15 protein-coding genes and 1 pseudogene are annotated in these 21,945 nt (G+C 35.6%); 2 read left to right on the top strand and 14 right to left on the bottom strand.

Annotated features, from left to right (window positions below; translation table 11 throughout):
- Position 1: 1 nt before the first annotated feature.
- The 13 genes and pseudogenes from rfbB to C0638_RS10610 all read right to left on the bottom strand — a co-directional run bounded on the left by rfbB (position 2) and on the right by C0638_RS10610 (position 17,068).
- Positions 2 to 1,021, bottom strand: coding sequence for a dTDP-glucose 4,6-dehydratase (gene rfbB / locus C0638_RS10670; protein WP_058712585.1), 1,020 nt, complete (start codon positions 1,019 to 1,021; stop codon positions 2 to 4).
- 91 nt (positions 1,022 to 1,112) lie between these two features.
- Positions 1,113 to 1,661 (bottom strand): dTDP-4-dehydrorhamnose 3,5-epimerase, encoded by a 549-nt coding sequence (gene rfbC, locus C0638_RS10665; protein ID WP_058712586.1) that lies wholly within the window; start codon positions 1,659 to 1,661, stop codon positions 1,113 to 1,115.
- Between the two features lie 37 nt (positions 1,662 to 1,698).
- The gene (locus tag C0638_RS10660) at positions 1,699 to 2,442 is read right to left on the bottom strand and encodes a sugar phosphate nucleotidyltransferase (protein WP_058712587.1); all 744 of its coding nucleotides are present in this window, start codon (positions 2,440 to 2,442) and stop codon (positions 1,699 to 1,701) included.
- 26 nt (positions 2,443 to 2,468) lie between these two features.
- Positions 2,469 to 4,814 (bottom strand): glycosyltransferase, encoded by a 2,346-nt coding sequence (locus tag C0638_RS10655; protein WP_102163485.1) that lies wholly within the window; start codon positions 4,812 to 4,814, stop codon positions 2,469 to 2,471.
- Between the two features lie 18 nt (positions 4,815 to 4,832).
- Positions 4,833 to 6,221, bottom strand: a complete 1,389-nt coding sequence (locus tag C0638_RS10650) for a glycosyltransferase family 2 protein (RefSeq protein ID WP_102163483.1) — start codon at positions 6,219 to 6,221, stop codon at positions 4,833 to 4,835.
- A gap of 25 nt (positions 6,222 to 6,246) precedes the next feature.
- A complete protein-coding gene (locus C0638_RS10645) occupies positions 6,247 to 7,533 on the bottom strand; it encodes a UDP-glucose dehydrogenase family protein (RefSeq protein WP_058712618.1) in 1,287 nt (428 codons plus the stop codon).
- 60 nt (positions 7,534 to 7,593) lie between these two features.
- A complete protein-coding gene (locus tag C0638_RS10640) occupies positions 7,594 to 8,433 on the bottom strand; it encodes a glycosyltransferase (RefSeq protein ID WP_058712617.1) in 840 nt (279 codons plus the stop codon).
- Positions 8,434 to 8,442: 9 nt separating this feature from the next.
- Positions 8,443 to 9,180 carry an ABC transporter ATP-binding protein gene (locus C0638_RS10635; protein ID WP_058712616.1) on the bottom strand — a complete coding sequence of 246 codons (738 nt, stop codon included), beginning with the start codon at positions 9,178 to 9,180 and terminating at the stop codon, positions 8,443 to 8,445.
- 16 nt (positions 9,181 to 9,196) lie between these two features.
- Positions 9,197 to 9,985 (bottom strand): ABC transporter permease, encoded by a 789-nt coding sequence (locus C0638_RS10630; protein ID WP_233902306.1) that lies wholly within the window; start codon positions 9,983 to 9,985, stop codon positions 9,197 to 9,199.
- Between the two features lie 27 nt (positions 9,986 to 10,012).
- The gene (locus C0638_RS10625; protein WP_102163481.1) at positions 10,013 to 12,325 is read right to left on the bottom strand and encodes a glycosyltransferase; all 2,313 of its coding nucleotides are present in this window, start codon (positions 12,323 to 12,325) and stop codon (positions 10,013 to 10,015) included.
- 638 nt (positions 12,326 to 12,963) lie between these two features.
- The gene (locus C0638_RS10620; protein WP_102163479.1) at positions 12,964 to 13,980 is read right to left on the bottom strand and encodes an acyltransferase family protein; all 1,017 of its coding nucleotides are present in this window, start codon (positions 13,978 to 13,980) and stop codon (positions 12,964 to 12,966) included.
- A 175-nt stretch (positions 13,981 to 14,155) separates the two neighbouring features.
- A pseudogene (locus C0638_RS10615) lies at positions 14,156 to 14,919 on the bottom strand (IS5 family transposase).
- Positions 14,920 to 15,142: 223 nt separating this feature from the next.
- Positions 15,143 to 17,068 carry a hypothetical protein gene (locus C0638_RS10610; RefSeq protein ID WP_102163477.1) on the bottom strand — a complete coding sequence of 642 codons (1,926 nt, stop codon included), beginning with the start codon at positions 17,066 to 17,068 and terminating at the stop codon, positions 15,143 to 15,145.
- Between the two features lie 229 nt (positions 17,069 to 17,297).
- On the opposite strand from C0638_RS10610, the gene C0638_RS10605 reads away from it, so the two are divergent.
- The gene (locus tag C0638_RS10605) at positions 17,298 to 19,754 is read left to right on the top strand and encodes an O-antigen ligase family protein (protein ID WP_058712207.1); all 2,457 of its coding nucleotides are present in this window, start codon (positions 17,298 to 17,300) and stop codon (positions 19,752 to 19,754) included.
- 86 nt (positions 19,755 to 19,840) lie between these two features.
- Here the strand turns inward: C0638_RS10605 and galU are convergent, their stop codons facing one another.
- On the bottom strand, positions 19,841 to 20,722 hold the full coding sequence (gene galU, locus C0638_RS10600; RefSeq protein ID WP_058712206.1) for a UTP--glucose-1-phosphate uridylyltransferase GalU: 882 nt from the start codon (positions 20,720 to 20,722) through the stop codon (positions 19,841 to 19,843).
- A gap of 187 nt (positions 20,723 to 20,909) precedes the next feature.
- Between galU and C0638_RS10595 the strand changes: the two genes are divergently transcribed.
- Positions 20,910 to 21,941: a glycosyltransferase family 2 protein gene (locus C0638_RS10595; protein ID WP_058712205.1), complete on the top strand. Its 1,032-nt coding sequence runs from the start codon at positions 20,910 to 20,912 to the stop codon at positions 21,939 to 21,941.
- Positions 21,942 to 21,945 lie beyond the last annotated feature (4 nt).

Here is a 21,945-nt window from a genome sequence, read left to right as displayed (position 1 = left end):
TCTACGCATCCTCCAAGCGGGAACCATACTGCTTTGCATAATATTGCTGATATTCACCGGATTGAATGCGGGTCCACCATTCCTCATTGTCCAAGTACCAGCGAATCGTTTCTTTAATGCCGGTCTCAAAAGAGTGCTTGGGCTTCCAACCCAGCTCGTTCATGGTTTTGCTCGGGTCAATACCGTAACGGCGATCATGACCCGGACGATCCTGTACATACGATATTAGAGATTCTGGCTTGCCCAGCTCCTCCAATATCGTTTTGACGATATGCACATTCGTTCGCTCGTTATTTCCCCCGATATTGTATACTTCACCCAGTTTTCCCTGATGAATGACCAGATCAATTGCACTGCAATGATCCTCTACATACAACCAATCGCGAATGTTCAAGCCATCCCCGTATACTGGAAGCTGTTGATCGCTCAGTGCACGGGAGATCATTAGAGGGATTAGTTTTTCTGGGAACTGATATGGACCATAGTTGTTAGAACAACGCGTGATATTCACTGGCAAACCAAAGGTTTCATGATATGCACGAACTAACAGATCACCGCCTGCCTTGGAGGCAGAATAGGGACTATTAGGCTGCAACGGAGTTTCCTCTGTGAACAGTCCTGTTTCACCCAGAGAACCGTATACTTCATCTGTTGATACCTGTACAAATTTGGTCACATTATTTTTCTTGGCGGCGTTAAGCAGCACCTGCGTGCCCAGTACGTTTGTTTTTACAAACACTTCCGGCGCCAAAATACTCCGATCCACATGCGACTCTGCCGCAAAATTCACCACCACATCAATTCCCTGCTGCATCAGTTGGTCAATCACTTGTGCATCAGTAATATCTGCTTTTACGAAGGTGTGTTTAGGGTGGTTTTCAATGGATTTCAAATTTTCAAGGTTACCCGCATACGTAAGAGCATCAATATTCACAATTTCGTAATCGGGGTGCTGTTTCAACATATACAATACAAAGTTACTGCCAATAAATCCGGCACCGCCGGTAACAAAGAGTTTCATAAAGCCTCCTATGCTGAGCAATGTAATATTAGACTTCTGACTCATCTTCTTAGCTCAAAAGCATACAAAATATTAATTTTCATATTAATTTTTAATTAAAATTGATTTCCGCATCTTTCAGTAATGGCTGCTGTTTATCCTTCTCTGAAAGTATCGCCTTAGAGGTAGGCCAATCAATACTCAGTGTAGGGTCATTCCACAGTATCCCTCTGTCGTGTAAAGGAGAGTAATATTCATCAACTTTATACAACACCTGCGTATTTGGGACAAGCGTACAAAAACCATGAGCAAACCCCTTAGGTACCAGTAACTGGCGATGATTATACTCACTTAGAATGACACTCATCCATTGTCCGAACGTAGGAGAACTTATTCGAATGTCCAGAATCACATCATAGATAGCACCTGTGAGTACCCTGATAAGTTTAGTTTGTGCCTTCGGATTTAATTGGTAATGCAACCCACGTATAACTCCTGCATCAGCAGAAAGTGATTGGTTATCCTGAATAAACGTATGAGTAATCCCCTCATCTTGCATTACCTGTTGATTATAACTTTCCATAAAAAAACCACGTTGATCACCATGAACAATTGGCTCTATTACACTGGCGCCTGCCAATCTTAAAGGTATCACCTTCATACTATACCTCCTTCCCTCAATGCTGTGAAACTTCCCTTTAAAGCTTTAATTTACCAAATTCCTCACCAAATATAATGTTTTGCGCAAGTTCATTTGCTCTTGCAAGCGAAGTATGCGTTCCTGCATCCGTCCACCAACCTTGAAGAATATCATAGGTCAATGTTCCGTTAGCAATATATGCATTATTTACGTCCGTGATTTCCAATTCTCCACGTGTCGAAGGTTTTAGTGTTTTAACAATATCAAACACTCTGTGGTCAAACATGTAAATACCCGTAACTGCATAATCACTTTTAGGTACCTGGGGTTTTTCTTCTATAGATAGAATACGTTGATTTTGAATTTCTGCCACACCAAATCGCTGCGGGTCATGAACCTTTTGCAATAATAATTTAGCACCGACATTCTGTTCACGAAAATTTTCCACAAACGGAGAGATATCATCTTCAAACACATTGTCTCCTAAAATGACAACCATCTGATCCGTGCCAACAAATTGTTTTGCCAAGTATAATGCTTGGGCAATACCACCGGCTTCGTCTTGCACCTTATAAGTAAAGGTTACGCCCATATCGCGACCGCTTCCAAGCAAATTTACAACATCCCCCATATGTTCTTTACCTGTTACAATAAGAATATCCATAATATCGGCTTTTTTCAGCTTATATATGGAATGAAAGATCATGGGATACTTACCGACAGGAAGCAAATGCTTATTAGTTACCTTGGTTAAAGGAAAAAGGCGAGAACCAGTCCCGCCTGCAAGAATTATACCTTTCATGTAAATCTCCTTTACATCTTTATTTATCATTTAACTTTCAATACAAAATTTCTTAATTTACTAAGCAATAAACCAATTCGGGAGTTGTCCATAAAATTTTGATATTTTCCAATCAATTTCCATGATCTCATACTATAAATTTTTTGTAACTCCAATAAGGAAGCAGCTTCAGTAATCGAATTATTATTTACATTATTTAAATCATTTGACCTCACATCCAAATTGTATCTATTTCTTTCATTCCATATCCACTCAAGATCAGCCTCGCGCTGTAGAAATTCACAATACAACGTAAGATAATCATCAATTAAATTAGATAACGATTTTAAGTTGTGAACTTTTTCATCCTCACATTTGTTATTTAATAAGTTCACTAATACCACTTCTAAAGTCTTAATCATATTATTTTTATCAAACTTATCTATAATTCTTTCTCTAGCATTTTTGCTAATTGTGTTGTATTGATCATTATTTCTTAAAAGTGATTCAATAGCCTCAACATATTGATTTATTTCGTTTCGACTGTACTCTTTACTAACCTCTATATCAATAAATTCTGTTCTTTCTTGTAAAAATGGGAGGATTTTCCCAACTTCATCATCAACAAGTTCTTTTTGTCCGCCTACATCTGAACTAATAACAGGCACTCCCATTGCTAATGATTCATATGCGGTTAATGCCAGCCCTTCTCTAATAGAACATATCAATGTCAGATCACTGTCCTTATAAAAGGGCTTCATATCGTTTTGCCTTCCTAAAAGATAAACATTATCTTCAAGCTTTTCATTTTTGATTTTTTGCTTGATTTCCTCTAGCTGAGGGCCATCTCCGACAACAAAAAATGCAATATCCGGGATTTTCTTCACAACCTCTTTTGCTATAGCAATCATTAAAAATGGCCTTTTTTGCTCAGCTATCCTACACGGAAATAACACAACAGGACGTTCTGCGCTAATTCCTAACTTATCTTTAACTGATAATTTAGGATATTTAGCAGGGTTATAATCATCTATGTCTACGCCTATATATAAAGTTTCTACATCGCTTGGTTTCCTATTAAATGTTTGTATCATCAGTTCCCTTAGATGATCATTACATACATAAGTCTTATCAATTATATCACTAACTACAGCGGAAGTTCTTGCATAACCACCAGCTCTCCATCCCATTTCTTCCATGTGTACATAATCAATGATTTTAAGCTGCGGAAACTCTTTTTTTAACCATGGGATTAGATAGTATCCATAGTAACTATTTGAAACCATTACAACATCTATTTTTCTTGTTTTTATAAAGTAATGGATAAATGCACTCCAATCTTTAACATCAAGAAATGTAGTTAAGTCAAAAATATCATTTGTATGTTTTTCAAATCTTTGTCTCCATGTCGAATCCCCTGGATTAGTAGTAATTACCGACACTTCAAATTCCTCTTTATTCAAACGAGATACAATATCGAGATTAAAAAGGTCAGCTCCACCCATAACCATATGAGGTAAGATCATGAGCATTTTTATTTTATTATTAAAATCAAGCCTATTTCTAGACCAGTCCCATTTTCGAGGTTTTTCAAAATTCACCCCTCTGAATCTTGGAAACTCAATAGCCTGAACATTGGTATCAACTTTTTTCCCTAATTTTTTTATAATACTCATAGCATGTTCATGCTTATCTGCATTTCTGCTAGTATTCGCTAAACCACCTGTATCGGTCTTTCGATACCAGAAACCATACCAACCCATGTGTACTGGATATTTCCCCTTTGAAAGTAGCTTTAGCCAGAGAGCCCAGTCCTCGTAGTGCAGACTTTCTGAAACGTCGTATCCCCCAACTTCGAAAAAGTCCTTTTTTCTGATCCCTGCTGTGCATGTAAGCAAGTTTTCAGTTTTCATTTGCTGAGCATTAAAGTTTTTCTTCCAAAGGTACTCCTGAGTTCCAAACCCTAAGCTGTCACTATATGTCCAACTAGCTTGAGGGTTACAATGAAGAGACCAATATACACACTCAATATAAGTAGGATCAAGTAAATCATCAGCATCAAGAGGTATAATTATTTCAGAAGAAGACAATTCAACAGCTTTATTGCGAGCAGCAGATGGCCCACCATTTTCCTGATGATGCAGTAAAATTCTAGTATCACTTTCAGCAAGTACAGCAAGCTTCTCAACATCCATTTTATTAGTACTTCCATCGTTCACAATAATCCATTCAAAATAGGGGAAGGTTTGATTAAATAAACTGTTTGCTGTCTGTTCTATATATTGGGCGCTATTATAAAACGGCGTAATAACGCTGACTAAAGGAGCTTCAGTGTAACCCCATTTTTTCTTACTCATTTTTATTCCCGGCTGCTGTTCATAGTTATAATTCAATTTCCAAAATCTCCTTTATCACTTATCATTATTTTCCTTCTCCAGGCTCTCTTTGGCTTCTATAAGCTGCTGATTCCACATTTTCAAATCATCAATAATAATATTTAGGTTTTCTACTTCTTTTTTATAATTATCAAGTTGAGTTTGGAGCCAACCTTTTCCTTTTTCAAGTTCATTAATCCAGTTTTTCATATCTTCTATGACATTAATTTGTGAAGAGATACTTTCTTTACTTTCACTGAGTTTCCCCTCTAACCATTTATTTCCTTCTATCAATTCGTTATTATATTTTTTTAAATCGATAATGATATTTTCTTTTGCAATAAGATTAGATTCAAGTTTTGCGAGCTGATCTTCCAGCCACTTTTTACCTTCCTCTTGTTTCACTATCCATTCCTCATATTCTGAAATAAGAGGGTAAATATGATTATATAGATCCAAAGCTTCATTATATTTTTTTTCAAAAATTAAAGCATACAACTTCTCATTTAACTTTTCTTTAGGCTTAATTTTCTTTTCAAAGCATTGTTCAAAAAACCAGTACATTTTATGAATAATATCTTTTTTTTGCGAATTAGATATTAACTGACTGAAAAAAATATTTTTAATATTAAAATCCAAATATTTAGCTAAAATGATGTTAAAAAGATGTTCCTTGTTAAATTTTCTAAAAAGTTCATACGCCATTAATTGGCTTTTGTTAATTCCATCAAAATAATTTTCATTCAATATATAACTAATTGATTTACTGTCTTTATTTCTAATTCTATAGTTATACACAATATCATTAAAGAAATATATCCCCCTAGCACTTAACATAGCATGAATATTGAATACAAAGTCTTGGGAAACAATTTTCTCAGGAAATTCAATATTGTTGTTTTCTACAAATGATTTTTTATAAATTTTCGTCCATATTGAAGGGGCTATTTCTAACAACTGTTGATTTTCTTCTATAGTTTTTGAATCAATTTCATCAGGAAATCCCTTCGGTAACACATTATCCAAAATGATACTTCCGTCTTCTGATATAGTCCTGTATGAAGCAAAAGCAAAATCAGTATTTTTTTCAGATATTTTCTGATAAAGTAAATCACAGGCATTATCAGTGTAGTAGTCATCTGGGTCTAAAAACATTATATATTCTGCGCTTGCATTCTTAATGCCTATATTCCGTGGTTTTCCAGCTGCTCCACTACTGCTACTCAAGGGTATAGAGATGACATTAGGATTCTCACTTGCAAATTGATCAGCGATATTCTTGCTTTTATCAGTAGAGTTATCATCAACCAAGATAACCTCTATGTTATTGAATCCAATTGTTTGCCTTTTAATAGAATCGATTGCTTCAGGGAGATATTTTTCAACATTATATATTGGTACAATTACACTGATCTTGTAATCCATATAACCAAACACCTCCTAAAAATTTTCAGGGTCTTCCTATTGAAATATAATTAACTCCTGCATCAATCATATCAGATATTCTATAACAATTTCGCCCATCATAAACATTTGGTGTTTTCATATTTTTTTTAAACTGGCTAGGTGAAATTTGCTTTATCTGTTCCCACTCTGTAAAGATAAAGCAGACTTCAGAATCTTGGAGTGCGCTTTCAGGTGTTTGGGCATATGTAATCTTATTAGAGTACATCTTTTTCACATTTTCCATTCCCACCGGATCATAAACAGTAACAATTGCGCCCTCATTCAGTAAAATATCAATATTATTTATAGATGGTGCTTCTCGCAAGTCATCAGTACCTGGTTTAAACGTTAGTCCAAGTACAGTAACCCTAATTCCATCAAATGAGACAAATTGTTTTTTAGCTTTCTGGATCAATCTTGTTTTTTGTAATTCATTAACTTCTATAGCTGCTCTGACTGTCTTTAACTCGTAACCACGGTCTTTTGATAACCAGTGTAGTGACTTAGTATCCTTGGGAAAGCAGGATCCACCGTATCCTACTCCTGCCCTTAAAAATTTTGCTCCTATTCTCTCATCAAAACTCATACCTTTAGTAACATCTTCAATATCTGCACCTACCAGTTCACATAAGTTAGCTATGTCATTGATGAAGGATATTTTTAGAGCTAAGAAGTCATTAGAAGCATATTTAATCATTTCTGCGCTAGTTCGACTTGTTACTACAAATGGTCTATTAAAAGGTTCGTAAACCTGCTTCAGTATGTTAGCTGCTTCTGTCGAATTAGCACCAATAATAATACGACTAGCTTCCATTGTATCTTTAATTGCTGTCCCTTGAGATAAAAATTCTGGGTTAGATAATACTTCAACATTAATATTGTTGTGTATATTTTTTTTCATAAACTCTTCAATTTCATCACTTGTTCCTACAGGAACTGTTGATTTAAGCACTACAGTACAATCATGCTGAAGGTTGTTAATTATTTCTTTTGAAACTTCATATACATAAGTCAAATTTGCAGAACCATCGACATTTTCTGGTGTCTCTACTGCTATAAATATAATCTCTGCCTCTTTATAAGCAGTCTTAAAGTCAGAAGTGAATTGTATATTATGGTTCTTTTTCAATAGACCCTCTAATCCATTTTCATAAAAAGGGGGCATCCCTGATTTTAATAGTTCGATTTTCGTTTGATTTTTATCTATACAAACTACCTCATGCCCTATTTCAGCCAAACATATACCAGTAACCAACCCAACATATCCAGTTCCCGCAATTGCTATTTTCACGCAATGTTCCCCCTCAACTTCAATGATAGTAAAGTACTATCATTGAAGTATTTTCGTTTTTCACTTACGATAAATGAAACTCTTGGTCAATTTAATCATCACATTTATATAACCAAAAAGATAAACTAAAAGGCAGAAAAGGAAGGGACCATTCGTTACCCCTTGCTTGAGATATTCTCTTCTAATTATACGGTCGTATCTAAGATGTTTAGTTAATGAGGTATTCGCATAGAATTTTCCACTATTATTCCCAGCATCTATCCTTTTGTGATAGTTAGCTAAGGCTTTCGGTATAACAACGATTTTATGTTTCAGAAAAAAACGCATATTAAATTCCCAATCTCCCAGCAAAGGTATATCTTTACGATATCCCCCTATCCTGTCATACGCCTCTCTTTTGTAGACAAATGAATTAGTTGTAAACAAGTTACATCTTGCTATTTTCCAACCAGAAATTTTTTGCAGCCTGTTATTGAAGACATAACTGTTTATAAAACAAATTTTATTAGCCTCTAATGTTTCCTCAATGATATTAGTCTGAGTTACAGCGCCGTCTATTCCCTTGTTTTCATCTAATAACGAAATGCATTCATCTAAAAAGGAAGCATCCCAGGTGTCATCATCATCTAAAAGTGTGACATAATATCCGGTACTTTTCGAAACCCCAAAGTTAATTAATTCATCTATATGAAGATTACTTTTTATATGAAAAAGTATAATATCATTCGAACTTTTTGATTTGAAATCATGAATGATTGACTCAATTAATTCTTTATCCTCTCCTGAATTTACAAGTACTATTTCCCAGTCTGCATAAGTTTGCGACAAGATACTATTAATTGCCCTTTTAAGGAGAAGAGGCCTGTCTTTAGTTCGTACCACAATAGAGACCTTATTCACTATAATCACCTAGGATATATTTTTGTATGTTTCTACAACCTTGGATATTTCATCAACAAGAACAAGCTCTCCTTTATTCAACAATAAAGCTCTTTGACATAATTTTTCGACTTGTTTCATAGAGTGTGAAACAAATAAAACGGTAGTGCCTTTATTTATTAGTGAAGATATATATGCCTCACATTTTTCCTGAAACCTAAAATCACCAACAGACAAAACTTCGTCTACTATTAATATATCTGGATCTACAATTGTTGCTATAGAGAATGCAAGTCTGGCTAACATGCCTGATGAATAATTTTTCAAAGGTACATCTATAAAATCATGTAGCTCTGAAAAGTCAACAATTCTCTCAAAGCATTCACTCATAAATTTGTTAGAGTGACCGAACACCGCACCATTTAAAAATATGTTTTCTCTACCTGTTAAATCGAGGTTAAACCCTGCACTTAACTCTATTAAAGGAGCTATTGTTCCATTAACAACTACCCTACCAGAAGTAGGTTTTAAAACTCCCGCAATGATCTTGAGTAATGTGCTCTTACCAGCACCATTTAATCCTACCAACCCAAAAACTTCGCCTTTTTTTATATCAAAAGAAATATTTTTCAGCGCATTAAACTCCTGATAAAAAAGCTGGCCTTTAATTAATTTCAAAATGTGTTCCTTTAAGTTATCTATTTTTTCCTCACTCATATTAAAAGTCATAGATACATCTTTAACCTCTATTGCCAATTCCCTACTCATTTAATATCACATCCATTTATATATATAGAATAAAGTCATCTTGTTTTCTTCTAAAAACTAGAAGCCCAATAATTAACGTCACAATTCCTATTGAGGCACAAATCAAATGTTGTTGTAAAGTAGGTGTAACTCCGTACATAACAACATCCCTAAACATCTGAAGAGTATAGTATAGTGGATTTAACTCGAAAACTATTTTCAGATTATTAGGTATAATACTCATTGGGAAAAACTGAGGTGTAAAATACATCCATGCAGTAAGAAGAACTTCGTATAAGTATTTCAAGTCTCTAAAGAAAACCGTATATGCTGATAGAATAAAACTCAATCCAACACCAAATAAAAATGTGTAGAGCAGAGGAATTGGAATTAAAAAAAGATTAGGAGTAAATTTCACTCCACCACTAACTATCGCAACTATAACTAATGCTATTAACGCAAATGCAGTATTAACTAATGAAGAGAAACATTTGGAAAGTGGAAAAATATATTTTGGAATATAAACTTTTTTAATTAACGAAGCATTACTGACTACCGAATCCATCGCCATAATAGTTCCGCTTGAAAAAAGATCCCAAATAATCCTTCCTGTTAAGACATATACAGCAAAATGTGGTATATTACTTTTAAATAGCGAAGCAAATACCATAGTTAAAACGATCATCATCATCAAAGGTTGAAGGACACTCCAAATCACCCCTAAAATTGAACGACGATACTTTATTTTAATATCGTTGATAACAAGTTGCTTCAACAAATAACGATATTTACTAAAGTTCATGAAATATTTCTGTATAATTTGCATAATTACCCCCAAGTAGGTCATAACATATTACCTATTAATTTTGATTAATTTAGTAAGATAACGGAATAATGAATTGGACTTGAAACGATATAGATAACGTTTCAAGTAATACTTATTCTTGCTAAAATAGATAATATCCTTTATCAAAGATATCGGGTTCTTCTTTAGAGTTAATACTTGTTTGACATAACTTAGAAATTGGAACGCTCTATTACTAGATATTGCAGTAATTTCATACTCTATATACAAAGATATATAATCATCAATTAGTCTGGGAAAAGTTTTAAGATACTCAGACATCCTCTTGTTTTCTTCTTTACTGCGCTGATATTTCCATGCTGTGAATTCCTCCTCGAAGAAACGGACCATATTCGTTTTCGTAAAGTCCTGTTCAATTCTTTCACGACATTGTTTGCCCATTTTTTCTTTATCTGCCTTTGCCATACTAAGAATATCAAAAAGAGCAGCTACATATTCATCCACTTCTTTTTTCATAAAATGACGATTATCTAGGTCAGCCTCTTCACTTTGATAAAGTGGTATCACCCTTCCCACTTCATTATTGATTAGCTCCTTCTGTCCCCCAACATCTGAGGTAACTACAGGTACTCCCATAGCTAACGATTCATAAGCTGTTAAGCTTAGCCCTTCTTTAAGCGAGCAAACTAGTGTGACCTGACTATCTCGGTAATAAGGCCTCATGTCATCCTTCCGTCCAACGCAATATATCGAGTGCTGTAGTTTTTCTTTTTTTATAACGGTCAGTAGTTCATCCCATTGAGGACCATCTCCTACAACAACTACAATAACATCAGGCAACAGCACTTTTAGCCTTTTTACAATTTCGACCATTAAGAACGGTCTCTTTTGTGGATGAAGCCTACATGGAAACAAAATCAAAGGCTGGTCCTGGCTGATATTAAGATCTACCCTGATGTGACCTTCCTTCGTATAATCTGGATTAAATTCTTCTTCATCAACACCTATATAAACTGTTTCTACTTCATGATCTTTTTTATCAAAGGATTCAATCATGACATGCCTTAGATGATCATTACATACGTAGGTTTTTTCTATAAAATCACCAAAAGCCCCTGAAGTCCTTGCATAGCCTCCTGCACGCCAATACCATTCTTCCATATGGACATAATCAATGATAGATATATCGGGAAACTCTTTTCTCAACCAAGGGATTAAATAGTATCCAAAGTAGCTGTTTGAAATAAACAAGATATCTATTTTTCTAGAGGTTATATAATAATGAATGAATGAACCCCAATATTCTATATCCAAAAAAGTTGTCAGATCGAATATATCAGTAACATGTTTTTCAAACCGTTGTCTCCATGTCGAATCCCCAGGATTGGTTGTAATGATTGATAATTCAAATTTCTGTTTATTGATCCTAGAAACAATGTCTAAATTAAATAAATCTGCCCCTCCCATTACCATATGAGGAAGAATCATTAATACTTTGGTTTTGGTACTCACACTGATTGGAGCCCTATCCCAATCCCATTTTCGAGGTTTAGGAAATCCCTTTTTTAGATTGTATCTAGGAAATTCAATTGCTTTGATATCAGTAATACTTCTACCAATATCTTTAATTAAATAAGAAGACTTTTTTTGATCACTTCTATTGGATTTCAAATGTCCTAAGACACCATTATTACTTCGTCGATACCAAAATCCGTACCATCCCATATGAACAGGAAATTTCTTAGCATTCAACAACTTAAGCCATAAATGCCAATCTTCATTAAAATAAGTTTCACTAGTTGTATATAAACCGACTTCGTATAAATCTTTTTTTCGTATTCCAGCAGTACAGGTTAATAAATTTTCAACTTTCATCAGTTTTGAATTAAAAGGTTTCTTCCACAGATACTCTTCATTCTGAAAACCTATACTATCTGTATAGCTCCAGCTTGCTTCCGGATTAGTGTACAATGACCAATAGACACATTCTAAATAAGTAGGTTCAATCAAATCATCTGCATCAAGCGGTACAACAATTTCTGCTCGCGATTGGTTAATCGCATAGTTTCTTGCAGCAGATGGTCCAACATTTTCGATATGAAAGATTCGGATACGCTTCTCAGCTTCCGCTAGCTCATTCAATAACGAAATAGCTTCTTTGTCAATGCTTCCATCATCTACAATAATCCATTCAAAATAGGGAAAAGTTTGATTTACTACACTATTAAAAGTTTGAGAAAAATACTCCTTTGAATTATAAAAAGGGGTAATTATGCTGATCAAAGGGTGCTCATTGTTATTTGTATAATTAGCTAGTTTTACTCTACCAGGGGTTTGCGTATAGTTAAAATTAGAATTCAAAATGGTTACCTCCTGCCGTCGGCAGTTGTTTATTAAGCTTATTTTCTAAAAATTTACGATCATACAGATAATTAAACGTATACTCTTATGTTATCCAATCCCCATTTTGTCATCTTTCCAATAAAGCTAAGTACCAGAATAAACCTAACGTAACTAGGAAAAGAAGACTGTCCAATTCAGTATACGGGAAACATACAAAAACGTCGACCCGTGAGAGTGAGCGGAGCACTGTTTTCCAAATGTTAATTATTGGTTTACTCTTCTTTTTTTTGCTGAGCGACCTTTCACCGCTTTGTAAATATTAAATCATTTGATTTTACTAAGGACAGCACTTAATCTTCTAACTCCCTAAAAAACAATGAAGATGGGTAATTTATACTCCGAACTAATTAGCAGATATAATGATTTCCAATTTTTATAATAATTTTAAATTAACTAAAAAGATTAACGATCACAAAAATAAAAACAAGGCTAGAACTAGAGTTCCTTGCCTTGTTTTTATTAAAATATGAAAGTATTGTTTTAAATCTGATTTCCTGATCACATTACTTCCAAACAAATATCTATTAAGCATCCAGACGATTTCTAATTTAAGATATTTTTGTTCTGTAATAATGATCAGTAAAAATTAATACATTTTATATTTTTTTCAAGACGCGCCTCATCAACCAATTTGTAATTAAACACTCATACAGATAGGTCATTAGCATTGCGCTAGAAATAATAAACAAGAATCGTGCAATAAAATATTCTGAAATCAAGGGAATATTTTCTCCGTAAAAATTCAGTGTATATATCGAGATAATATGAAAAAAGTAAAGATTTAACGATACTTTAGAATAGAAAAATACAAAACGATTGAAAATTAAATTTTGAACCCATTTTTGGTTAACAATTAAATACAAAATAAAACTCATAAACAATCCATAACTTATATAATAAATAGTGGGAGGGTATTTGAAATCCTGAGTAGATTTAAATTTGTAAAATAACATGAAGATAAGAAACATTGATAAAAATCCACCAGTCATCATCAATATCTCTTTTTTATTTAAGTTTTTAAATCTTATTCCTACTGCAGCGATTAAACAATAGCCAAATGGTGTGAGAATATAATTTTGCAGATTCCCACCTAAAATAACAGGTAGTAATCTATTCAAATTAACTGAGTAATGGTAAATCACATAGAGAAAAATCAACAATAATAAATATTTATTATTGCTCTCAATTTTTTCACTTAACTGAAGAAAGAGTGGACTGAAAAGGGAAACTACAAAGAAAACATACATGATCCAGACATACCCTATACCCCCATTAAAAGAAAAAGATAACACAATTGTTTTTGTATCAAAAAATAAATTTTTTCTTGAAAAGTTAGAAATCAAATAAAATAGCGCAAAGAAAGCTGTCAAAAAAATCCACGTGCTAAAAATTAATCTTTTAAACCTTTTTAGTATATATGAATTATAAATAACTGGATGTTCTTTTTGACTAATATTAAAAGAAGCACCCATGAGTAACACCATAAGTACTACATCAAAATTTCTAATTCGAAATAATAATTCATTGGGCGAAGCATGGGCTATTATAATACTTACTATAGCTATAAATCGAAGAATATCCACAGTTCGATTTCTTTCATTAATGGTACTCAAAAGCTTAACTCCCTTTCACGATCAAAGAATAGATCTATGTTTAATTTGTCGAATAGATTAAGAGGCACTAGATATATATCATTTCAGCAATCATATCACTTAGCCATGTAAATAATGAAATTAGGAATTAAGCATCTTTATTAAGAATATAAGAACCTAGGGCCTGTACGCAAACCTATTTGAGCCATAAACGAATTGAAAGCAGCGTCAAAAAAGCCATGAACATGTTCGCTGTTTTTTCATAGCGAGTGGCCAAGCGTCGATAGTTTTTTACTTTGTTGAAAAAGCATTCAATTAAGTGTCGCTCTTTATACGTTTCAGAATCTAACGGGCGCTTTACCCGCCGATTGCGTTTGCTTGGGATAACCGGAGTGATCGCTCGGCTTTGCAAAAGCTCCAGAATGGCATTGGTATCGTAGGCGCGATCAGCCAACACTTCGCCCGGGCAGAAGTCCAGTTCATGAAGAAGGCGATAGCCGGTGACAGAATCGTGGTCTTGTCCTGGCGTCAATTCGAAACGCAGCGGATAGCCGAGCGCATCCACCATCGCATGAATTTTGGTAGTTAATCCTCCGCGCGAACGTCCGATTGCTTGCCGGTCCTGCCCCCTTTTGCGCCCGCTCCATGTTGATGGACGCGGACGATGGTGGCATCGACCATGACCTGCTCCCAATCCGGCTCGATGGCGACATGCTTCAGTATTTCACCCCAAATATTCGCTTTTTGTAGCCGCCAGAAAAAGCTGTAGGCTGAAGACCAAGGGCCATAGTAACTCGGTAAATCCCGCCATGGCGCGCCCGTTCGAGCAACCCAAAGCACGGCATTGAGCATCTGGCGCCGATCCTTGGGCGGACGTCCTCCCTGTTTTTTTCGGGCTGGGGGCAACAGGGGGTCAACTATATTCCATTCTTCATCCGTTAACTCGTATCTTCGTCTCATGTGCCTTATTTTACTAGATTTCTACGAGTTGTACAGTTTGCGTACAGGCCCTAGATAGCTACCAAAAATAGATATAGAATATGATCTCTTACAAACAAAAGAGACTGCTAGAAATCTCTAACAGCCCCTTTCGTATGTCTTAATTATCAAGTTGTACCATTTACCAAATCCTTACTGTAATTAAATAAAGAGACAATCGATTGCATTCGATCACTATCTTTTACTATTCAGTTTCAAACTTAAATTTTTCTTTTAAATTAGGATACCATTCCTGAAATTTTTCTTCCAAAGCTAATACATCACTTTCTTTTAAGGCCTCTTTTTTCTCATAAACATTGATTTTTATGCCTTCAGAAATAGTAAAAGTTTTCTTCAAAAGAAAAGACTTTCCTATACCTGTATTGTGTAAGAATGGCTTGGCAAGTTCTCCAATTACTCTTTGGTCATCAGGATTTAAATGATATTGAATTGGATCAGCAACAACTACTATTTCTGCTTGTAAGAATCCTTTGGGTAATCCATCCCTTTTATCAACATGACTGACACCTATTAGTGAAGGGACAGGATTAAGATTATCAGGCATAGATAATTTCCTTAAAATATCATCATTAAAAATAAAGGAACTTGATATCACATAAATAGGTTTTTCGTTTCGAGACAGTTCATTTAAGTATGAAGAAATTAATCTTAGCTGCTCTAAGTCAGTTCTAACTCTTGGATATGTTTGGTTAGAAGTATATATCCCGTTGAAATTCTTTAACAAAGGGAGCTGCTGTCTAATGAAAGAATGCGAAAAATTACCTATTAATAATATCATTATTAAGCAAGACACAATAATCTTATACCAGTCTCGACCAGACAATTTAGTCAAACTGAATACACCCAAAGCAAACAAAACTGTCAAACTTGGCACTAGTATATAATAGTGCTGTTGTCCCATAGACTGTACTCTCACGAATAAGTAAAAAGAGATAACCATTTGTATAACTAAACCGAATATAAAAGGCCTTAATTTTTTATTTCTTATCCACCCCTCTATAATTCCTATAATTAATATTGTTAATGTTAACCATCCAAAATTTTGTAACAACAATTCAATATTATGAGGTAATCCCCCGCTCTGATAGGCGGAATAAAGATCTTGATAGTTTGTATACAAACTTCTTGTAAAAAATTCTCTAAAGCCTACTAGCAAAATAACTAAACAACTTAGCCCAATCAGAAATATATCCCTTAAAGATACTATTGCTCTTTTTCTTTCTTCTCCTTTTGAAAACATGAGTCTGTATACGATAATTAAACCATAAGCTATAAAGAAACCTAGAATCCAATAAGCATACCACCTACGAATAAACGCCAGACCGATTAAAAAGAAGATCATTGTAAAATAGAAAGGAATAGTCCTTACTTGATTTTTTTCTCTTAAATAAACAATTCCTGTAATAAATATACAAGCAATTAAACCAGCTGAGTCTAAATAACCAGATAATACAGGCTGAATAATTGAAGTAACCAAAGCTATAGAGGATATTATTAATATAACAATTTTAGATGAAATTTCTTTATTATTATCAGAAATAACTCTTAAAATCATAGCACCTATCAATGAAAAAAAAGGAATAACATATGCTATATATATGCTTAATGTGAACATTGGAAATGATGCACCTAGCAATTTTAATAACAAAACTAATGGTACTTGAGGAACTACATTATACTCATCCTTTAAAATACTTGCATAAATTTTAGTAATAGCATCTATTGGAGAACTAAACCACATATCCGTATAACTTATTGTGGTAGTCCAATAACCAGAAAAATCCCAGAAATAAACAAATCTTTCTTGGGAATTATAAGACACAACAAATAAACCAATTAAGGTATAAATCATAACAATGCTAATAATCACTTTTTTATCAAAAATCTTTTGAATATGTTCAGGAGAGAGTAATTTCCTAATTATTCTGAAAACCAGATAATAGACAGGAAATAAAAATATAAATAAGTTGATAAAACCTATCCATAGAGGATTAATTGTAGAGTTAATTAAAAGCATCCCTATTAGTAAGACTACTAAATAAATGGTGATCCATGTACGATCTATTCCACTCTGAAAAAACTTTAAAACTTTATTTGTAGCACAGTGCATTTTTATAATTACCTCCAACATTTTATTACGAGTATTCAGACCTTTGGGATCATATTATTAGCGACTTCATTATCACCTTATACAATTCTTACTTTTACAAATACAATTAACTAATAGTATGTTCTTTTTTTGTCAAACTAGTTTACTCTATTTTTAATAGTGAACTGGTTCCTTTTAAAAGGGTATGCTAAAATGTTGACGTATCTACAAGAAAAGGAGATTGTAAACCTTGTCGAATCCAGTATACGGGAAACAGGCCAAAACGTCGACCCGTGACGATAAAAGGCCGGCTATGTTTTGGGTGTTAATTGTTGGCATGATTCTGTTTTTAGCTTGGTCTCCCTTCCAGGCTGCACTATTTAATGGGCAAATGCTTGATTTTGAAAAGCCGCTCTATTGGGCTGTCATCTTCGCCTCGATTCTATTGATCCTGGCAATCGTATCTTATTATAAGAAATTCAAGCTGGAAGAGCAAAGGGATTGGCTGGCTGTATTAGTACTACTGCTCCCCCTGACTTATGTGCTTTCACTGACTTCAGCAGCTTCGCATTACCTGGCCATGAATATGGTGGTGGTACAGTGCATATATGCTGCCCTGTTTATCATCTCAATCTATCTACTACAGGATCGCTTAGGCAATAAGATTATTCACAACCTGATTATGACTGTTGCTTATATCATTGTAGGTTTTGGCTTTATTAACTGGTTCGGACAGTGGGTGCTTGCTGGCAAAATGGTAGGCTGGTTTACCCAATATGTGTATCAGTATCGCTATATCAATGCAGTTATGACAGATACAAATGGTCTCCGGCTGACATCAGTATTTCAATATGCGAATACATATGCCGCCTTTCTAATGGCTTTCCTATTCGCTGCCGTATTTTGTTTAATGAAATCAAAATCATGGTATGGCAAGGCTACTCATGGTTTCATGTTGGTGCCCATTTTGGTCTCGCTGTTTCTGACCTTGTCACGGGGCGGTCTGGTTATGTTGCCAGTCGTTTTCGTGCTGCTCTTGCTTTTCCTTAAACCTGCACGCCAAATTATATGGATTTTGCATTGCGCCATTGCTGGTATAGCGTCAATATCTATCTTGGCGCCGATTACAAATATGGGATTACAACTCAATAAGACCTACAACGGCGGAGAGGCTGCCAAGGCTTGGGGCATACTTATTGGAATCTCCCTTGCTGTCGCTGTTGTACTGTGGCTTGTTGAACGGTATCTGGCACCAAAGCTGGAGAATGCACTCAAAGGGTGGACCTCCCGCAAGTTATCCAACCTGTGGCTACCTGTCGGATCAGTTGTGGTGATTGGCTTGCTGGCTTTTCTGTTTATTGGAACTGGCCTGCGCAGCGTACTGCCAGAAAACGTCCAGGTCCGGTTTGAAAATATCAATTTCCGACAGCATAGTGTACTGGAACGACTTGTATTCTATCAGGATGCCGTCAAATCGATTAAGGATCATCCTATTATTGGAAGCGGCGGTGGTGGTTGGGCTACTTTGTACGAAAAGTACCAGGATTATCCTTATACTAGCCGTCAGGCCCATAATTTTTTCATGCAGTATTTAGTTGAAGTAGGCATTCTCGGCTTCGTAATTTTCATGTCATTTATCTTATATATTTTCTATAAATATATCCGTAGCTATATTAGACAAGATGATGAAGAACGGGATTCTCACTTCCTGTATCTCATTTTGGCACTCTCGATCTTACTTCATAGCTTGCTGGACTTTAATTTGAGCTACGTGTTCATGGGCATACTGATATTTACGAGTCTTGGTGGTATGGCCGCTGCTATGGACAGCAAGCCTCTTAAACGCTTGTCTGTGGGTGCTTCCGGTTTTCGGATCATGTACAGTGCAGTCTTAGGTATCCTGAGCATCGTCGTTCTGTTTGCAGGTCTTCGCTTCGTACAATCAGCGAATGCTGCCGTATATGCCAAACAGGTTATGTCGGTAAGCACATCATTTGAGGAAATTCAAAGTGCTATTAATAAAGATCTTGAGCTTCGTCCTACACATCCGGATTCGGTTATAAGACTGGCTGCACTGTACAAGAATGTTTATGATCAAACGAAAAAAGAGGAATTTTATAACGCTGCAATAGAGGTACTAAATACGGGCCTGAAGGCAGAACCGTATAATAAAATCATGTTAAACTCCAAAGTTAACCTTTTAAAAGCAAAAGGTGAGAATGAGCAAGCCTTCAGTATTTTGGAAAATAACATTTCCAACTTTAACTGGGACAATGACTGGTACAATATGTTGATTACCCAAGCTTACACCATTGGTAATAAGGCACGTGAGCAAAAAGACACCGCCAAAGAACAGAAGTATTTCCAAGCAGGTCTTGCTGCTTATCAGAAGGTTCTGGATGGGGTAGCTCATATTAAGACGGTTCCACCTGAAATTGAGTTGACACGTACTTTTGAAGTAACTCCAGGTATTGCGCTCAGTACTAGTAAAATAGAGTTCATGTCAGGTAAGCCTGCTGAGGCTGCAAGCATCCTCAAAAGCGGCTTGAAAGACGACCTGAGTGATGCTACAAATCGTGAGGTCGCTCGCTATTATATCGTCGCTCTGCAACAGCAGGGACAAGATGACAAAGCTTTGTACGATAAGCTGATTAAGGCTGATCCGAAGGAAAAAGAGCAAATTGCTCAGTTGAAATCGGAGAAATAGTTTAATAAAAAGAGACTATCAGATGACGTTATATCATCCGGTAGTCTCTTTTTTATATTTTGAGGAAGAGTGGTTTGATGAGATATTTATTTTTGTTGGTCAATCTTTTCAATAACCTGTCTCATATAAGCCAGTACTTCATCCTTGATTTCGTTATGCTGTAGAGCATAATGAATGGTCGTTTCAATGAATCCCAGCTTCTCGCCAACGTCATGGCGATTTCCATCAAATTCGTAAGCCAGAATAGGGTTCTTTTCTCCCAGTTTGGACAATGCATCCGTTAACTGAATCTCCCCGCCTACTCCTGCGGATTGCTGACCTAGGATATCGAAAATATCCGGCGTCAAGATATAACGTCCCATGATCGCCAAATTGGATTTGGCCTCTTCCTTCTTTGGCTTTTCTACCAATCGTTCCGCCTCAGAGATTCTGGAAGTAAGTGCATGGCCTTCAACAATCCCGTAACGATGTACCTCGTTCCAATCGACTTGTTTTACACCTACAACAGAACGCTGATACTCATCGAACACGTCAATCATCTGTTTGAGGCATGGATTTTCAGACTCAACGATGTCATCACCCAAAAGGACGGCAAAGGGTTCGTCACCGATAAACTTACGAGCACACCAGATGGCATGTCCCAACCCTTTAGGTTCCTTTTGACGAATATAGTGGATATCTGCCATCTCTGATGGTTTGCGCACTTCATTGAGCAGGTTCCATTTTTCCTTTGAGGTCAAATTATGCTCTAGCTCGAAGGAATAGTCAAAATGATCCTCTATCGCTCTTTTGCCTTTACCAGTAACGATAATAATATCTTCAATACCAGATGCAACAGCTTCTTCAATGATATATTGAATTGTTGGTTTGTCTACAATGGGAAGCATCTCTTTAGGCATCGCTTTCGTCGCAGGAAGGAACCGGGTTCCTAATCCCGCAGCAGGAATAATTGCTTTACGGATTTTCATAGGTAAAACTCCTTTTCGACAAATCTTACTAAATTATTCAATAGTTTGAGTAACGTTTGGAAATTGCTAATAGTTTATTATAGCACTTAGTCATCGCATTGTTATATAATTTAAGTAAACCATATTATAGACTAAAAAAGATAGAAATTTGAGTACCAGATAAGCCAAAATTTGAGGAGAGAGTTCTTTGGATTCAATAATCAGTAACCCTGTTTTAACATTAGTTATTCCCTGCTATAACGAAGAAGAAGTACTACCTGAAACCATAAGCAGACTTACGGTCATTCTGGAAGAGTTGGCTGAGAGCGAGCTCATTTCTAAACATAGTAAAATGTTGTTTGTTGATGATGGTAGCCGTGATCACACATGGGACATCATAGCATCATATAATCTAAAAAATCCTTTTGTCAGTGGTCTCAAATTGGCGAAAAATGCGGGCCATCAAAACGCTCTATTATCTGGGTTAATGGAAGCTAAAGAAACCTCAGATTGTGTGATATCCGTTGACGCTGACCTTCAGGATGATCTCAATGCCATCCGAGAATTCATAATAAAATTCAAAGAAGGTTATGACATCGTGTATGGGGTGCGAAAAAGTAGAACTACCGATACATTTTTCAAGCGTTCAACAGCCCAAGGCTTCTATCGTGTGATGAGTAAAATGGGCGTCAATATCGTATACAATCATGCGGATTACCGTTTAATGAGCAAAAGAGTTCTCCAGGAATTAAGCAACTTTAAAGAGGTAAATCTCTTTTTACGTGGTCTAGTTCCGTTAATAGGTTATAAGTCTACTGAAGTGTATTACGATCGACACGAACGCTTTGCAGGTGAATCCAAATATCCTTTAAAGAAAATGCTCGCTTTTGCTTTCGATGGAATCACCTCGTTTAGCGTAACCCCGATAAGGCTTATTTCGGCTGTGGGTTTTGGAATGTTTGGCATAAGCTTATTAATAGCTGCCTATACCCTTATTAGCAAGTTCCTTGGCACCACTGTTTGGGGCTGGTCTTCTTTAATGTTGTCCATCTGGTTCATAGGCGGTCTACAACTCGTCGCACTCGGACTCATTGGCGAGTATATCGGTAAAATATATAAAGAAGTAAAACAAAGACCTAAATATATTATTGAGACTATTTTAGATTCCCAGAGCACCTTAAATACTGAAAACACAAAGAAAGTGAATAATAGGGAAAGGGAAGCTGTGGCGGTCCAATAACAGA

The sequence above is a fragment of the Paenibacillus sp. lzh-N1 genome, assembly GCF_002872435.1.
Classification (GTDB): domain Bacteria; phylum Bacillota; class Bacilli; order Paenibacillales; family Paenibacillaceae; genus Paenibacillus; species Paenibacillus polymyxa_C.
Note: the sequence above shows the minus strand (reverse complement) of the source record. Positions and strands in the feature narration are given on the sequence as shown.

What these genes read in the sequence shown, in the direction of transcription:
- rfbC (WP_058712586.1), bottom strand. Translation starts at nt 1,661, where the DNA reads ATGAAGGTGATACCTTTAAGATTGGCAGGCGCCAGTGTAATAGAGCCA.
- C0638_RS10635 (WP_058712616.1), bottom strand. Translation starts at nt 9,180, where the DNA reads ATGAGTAGGGAATTGGCAATAGAGGTTAAAGATGTATCTATGACTTTT.
- C0638_RS10650 (WP_102163483.1), bottom strand. Translation starts at nt 6,221, where the DNA reads ATGGATTACAAGATCAGTGTAATTGTACCAATATATAATGTTGAAAAA.
- C0638_RS10610 (WP_102163477.1), bottom strand. Translation starts at nt 17,068, where the DNA reads ATGCACTGTGCTACAAATAAAGTTTTAAAGTTTTTTCAGAGTGGAATA.
- galU (WP_058712206.1), bottom strand. Translation starts at nt 20,722, where the DNA reads ATGAAAATCCGTAAAGCAATTATTCCTGCTGCGGGATTAGGAACCCGG.
- C0638_RS10630 (WP_233902306.1), bottom strand. Translation starts at nt 9,985, where the DNA reads ATGCAAATTATACAGAAATATTTCATGAACTTTAGTAAATATCGTTAT.
- rfbB (WP_058712585.1), bottom strand. Translation starts at nt 1,021, where the DNA reads ATGAAACTCTTTGTTACCGGCGGTGCCGGATTTATTGGCAGTAACTTT.
- C0638_RS10660 (WP_058712587.1), bottom strand. Translation starts at nt 2,442, where the DNA reads ATGAAAGGTATAATTCTTGCAGGCGGGACTGGTTCTCGCCTTTTTCCT.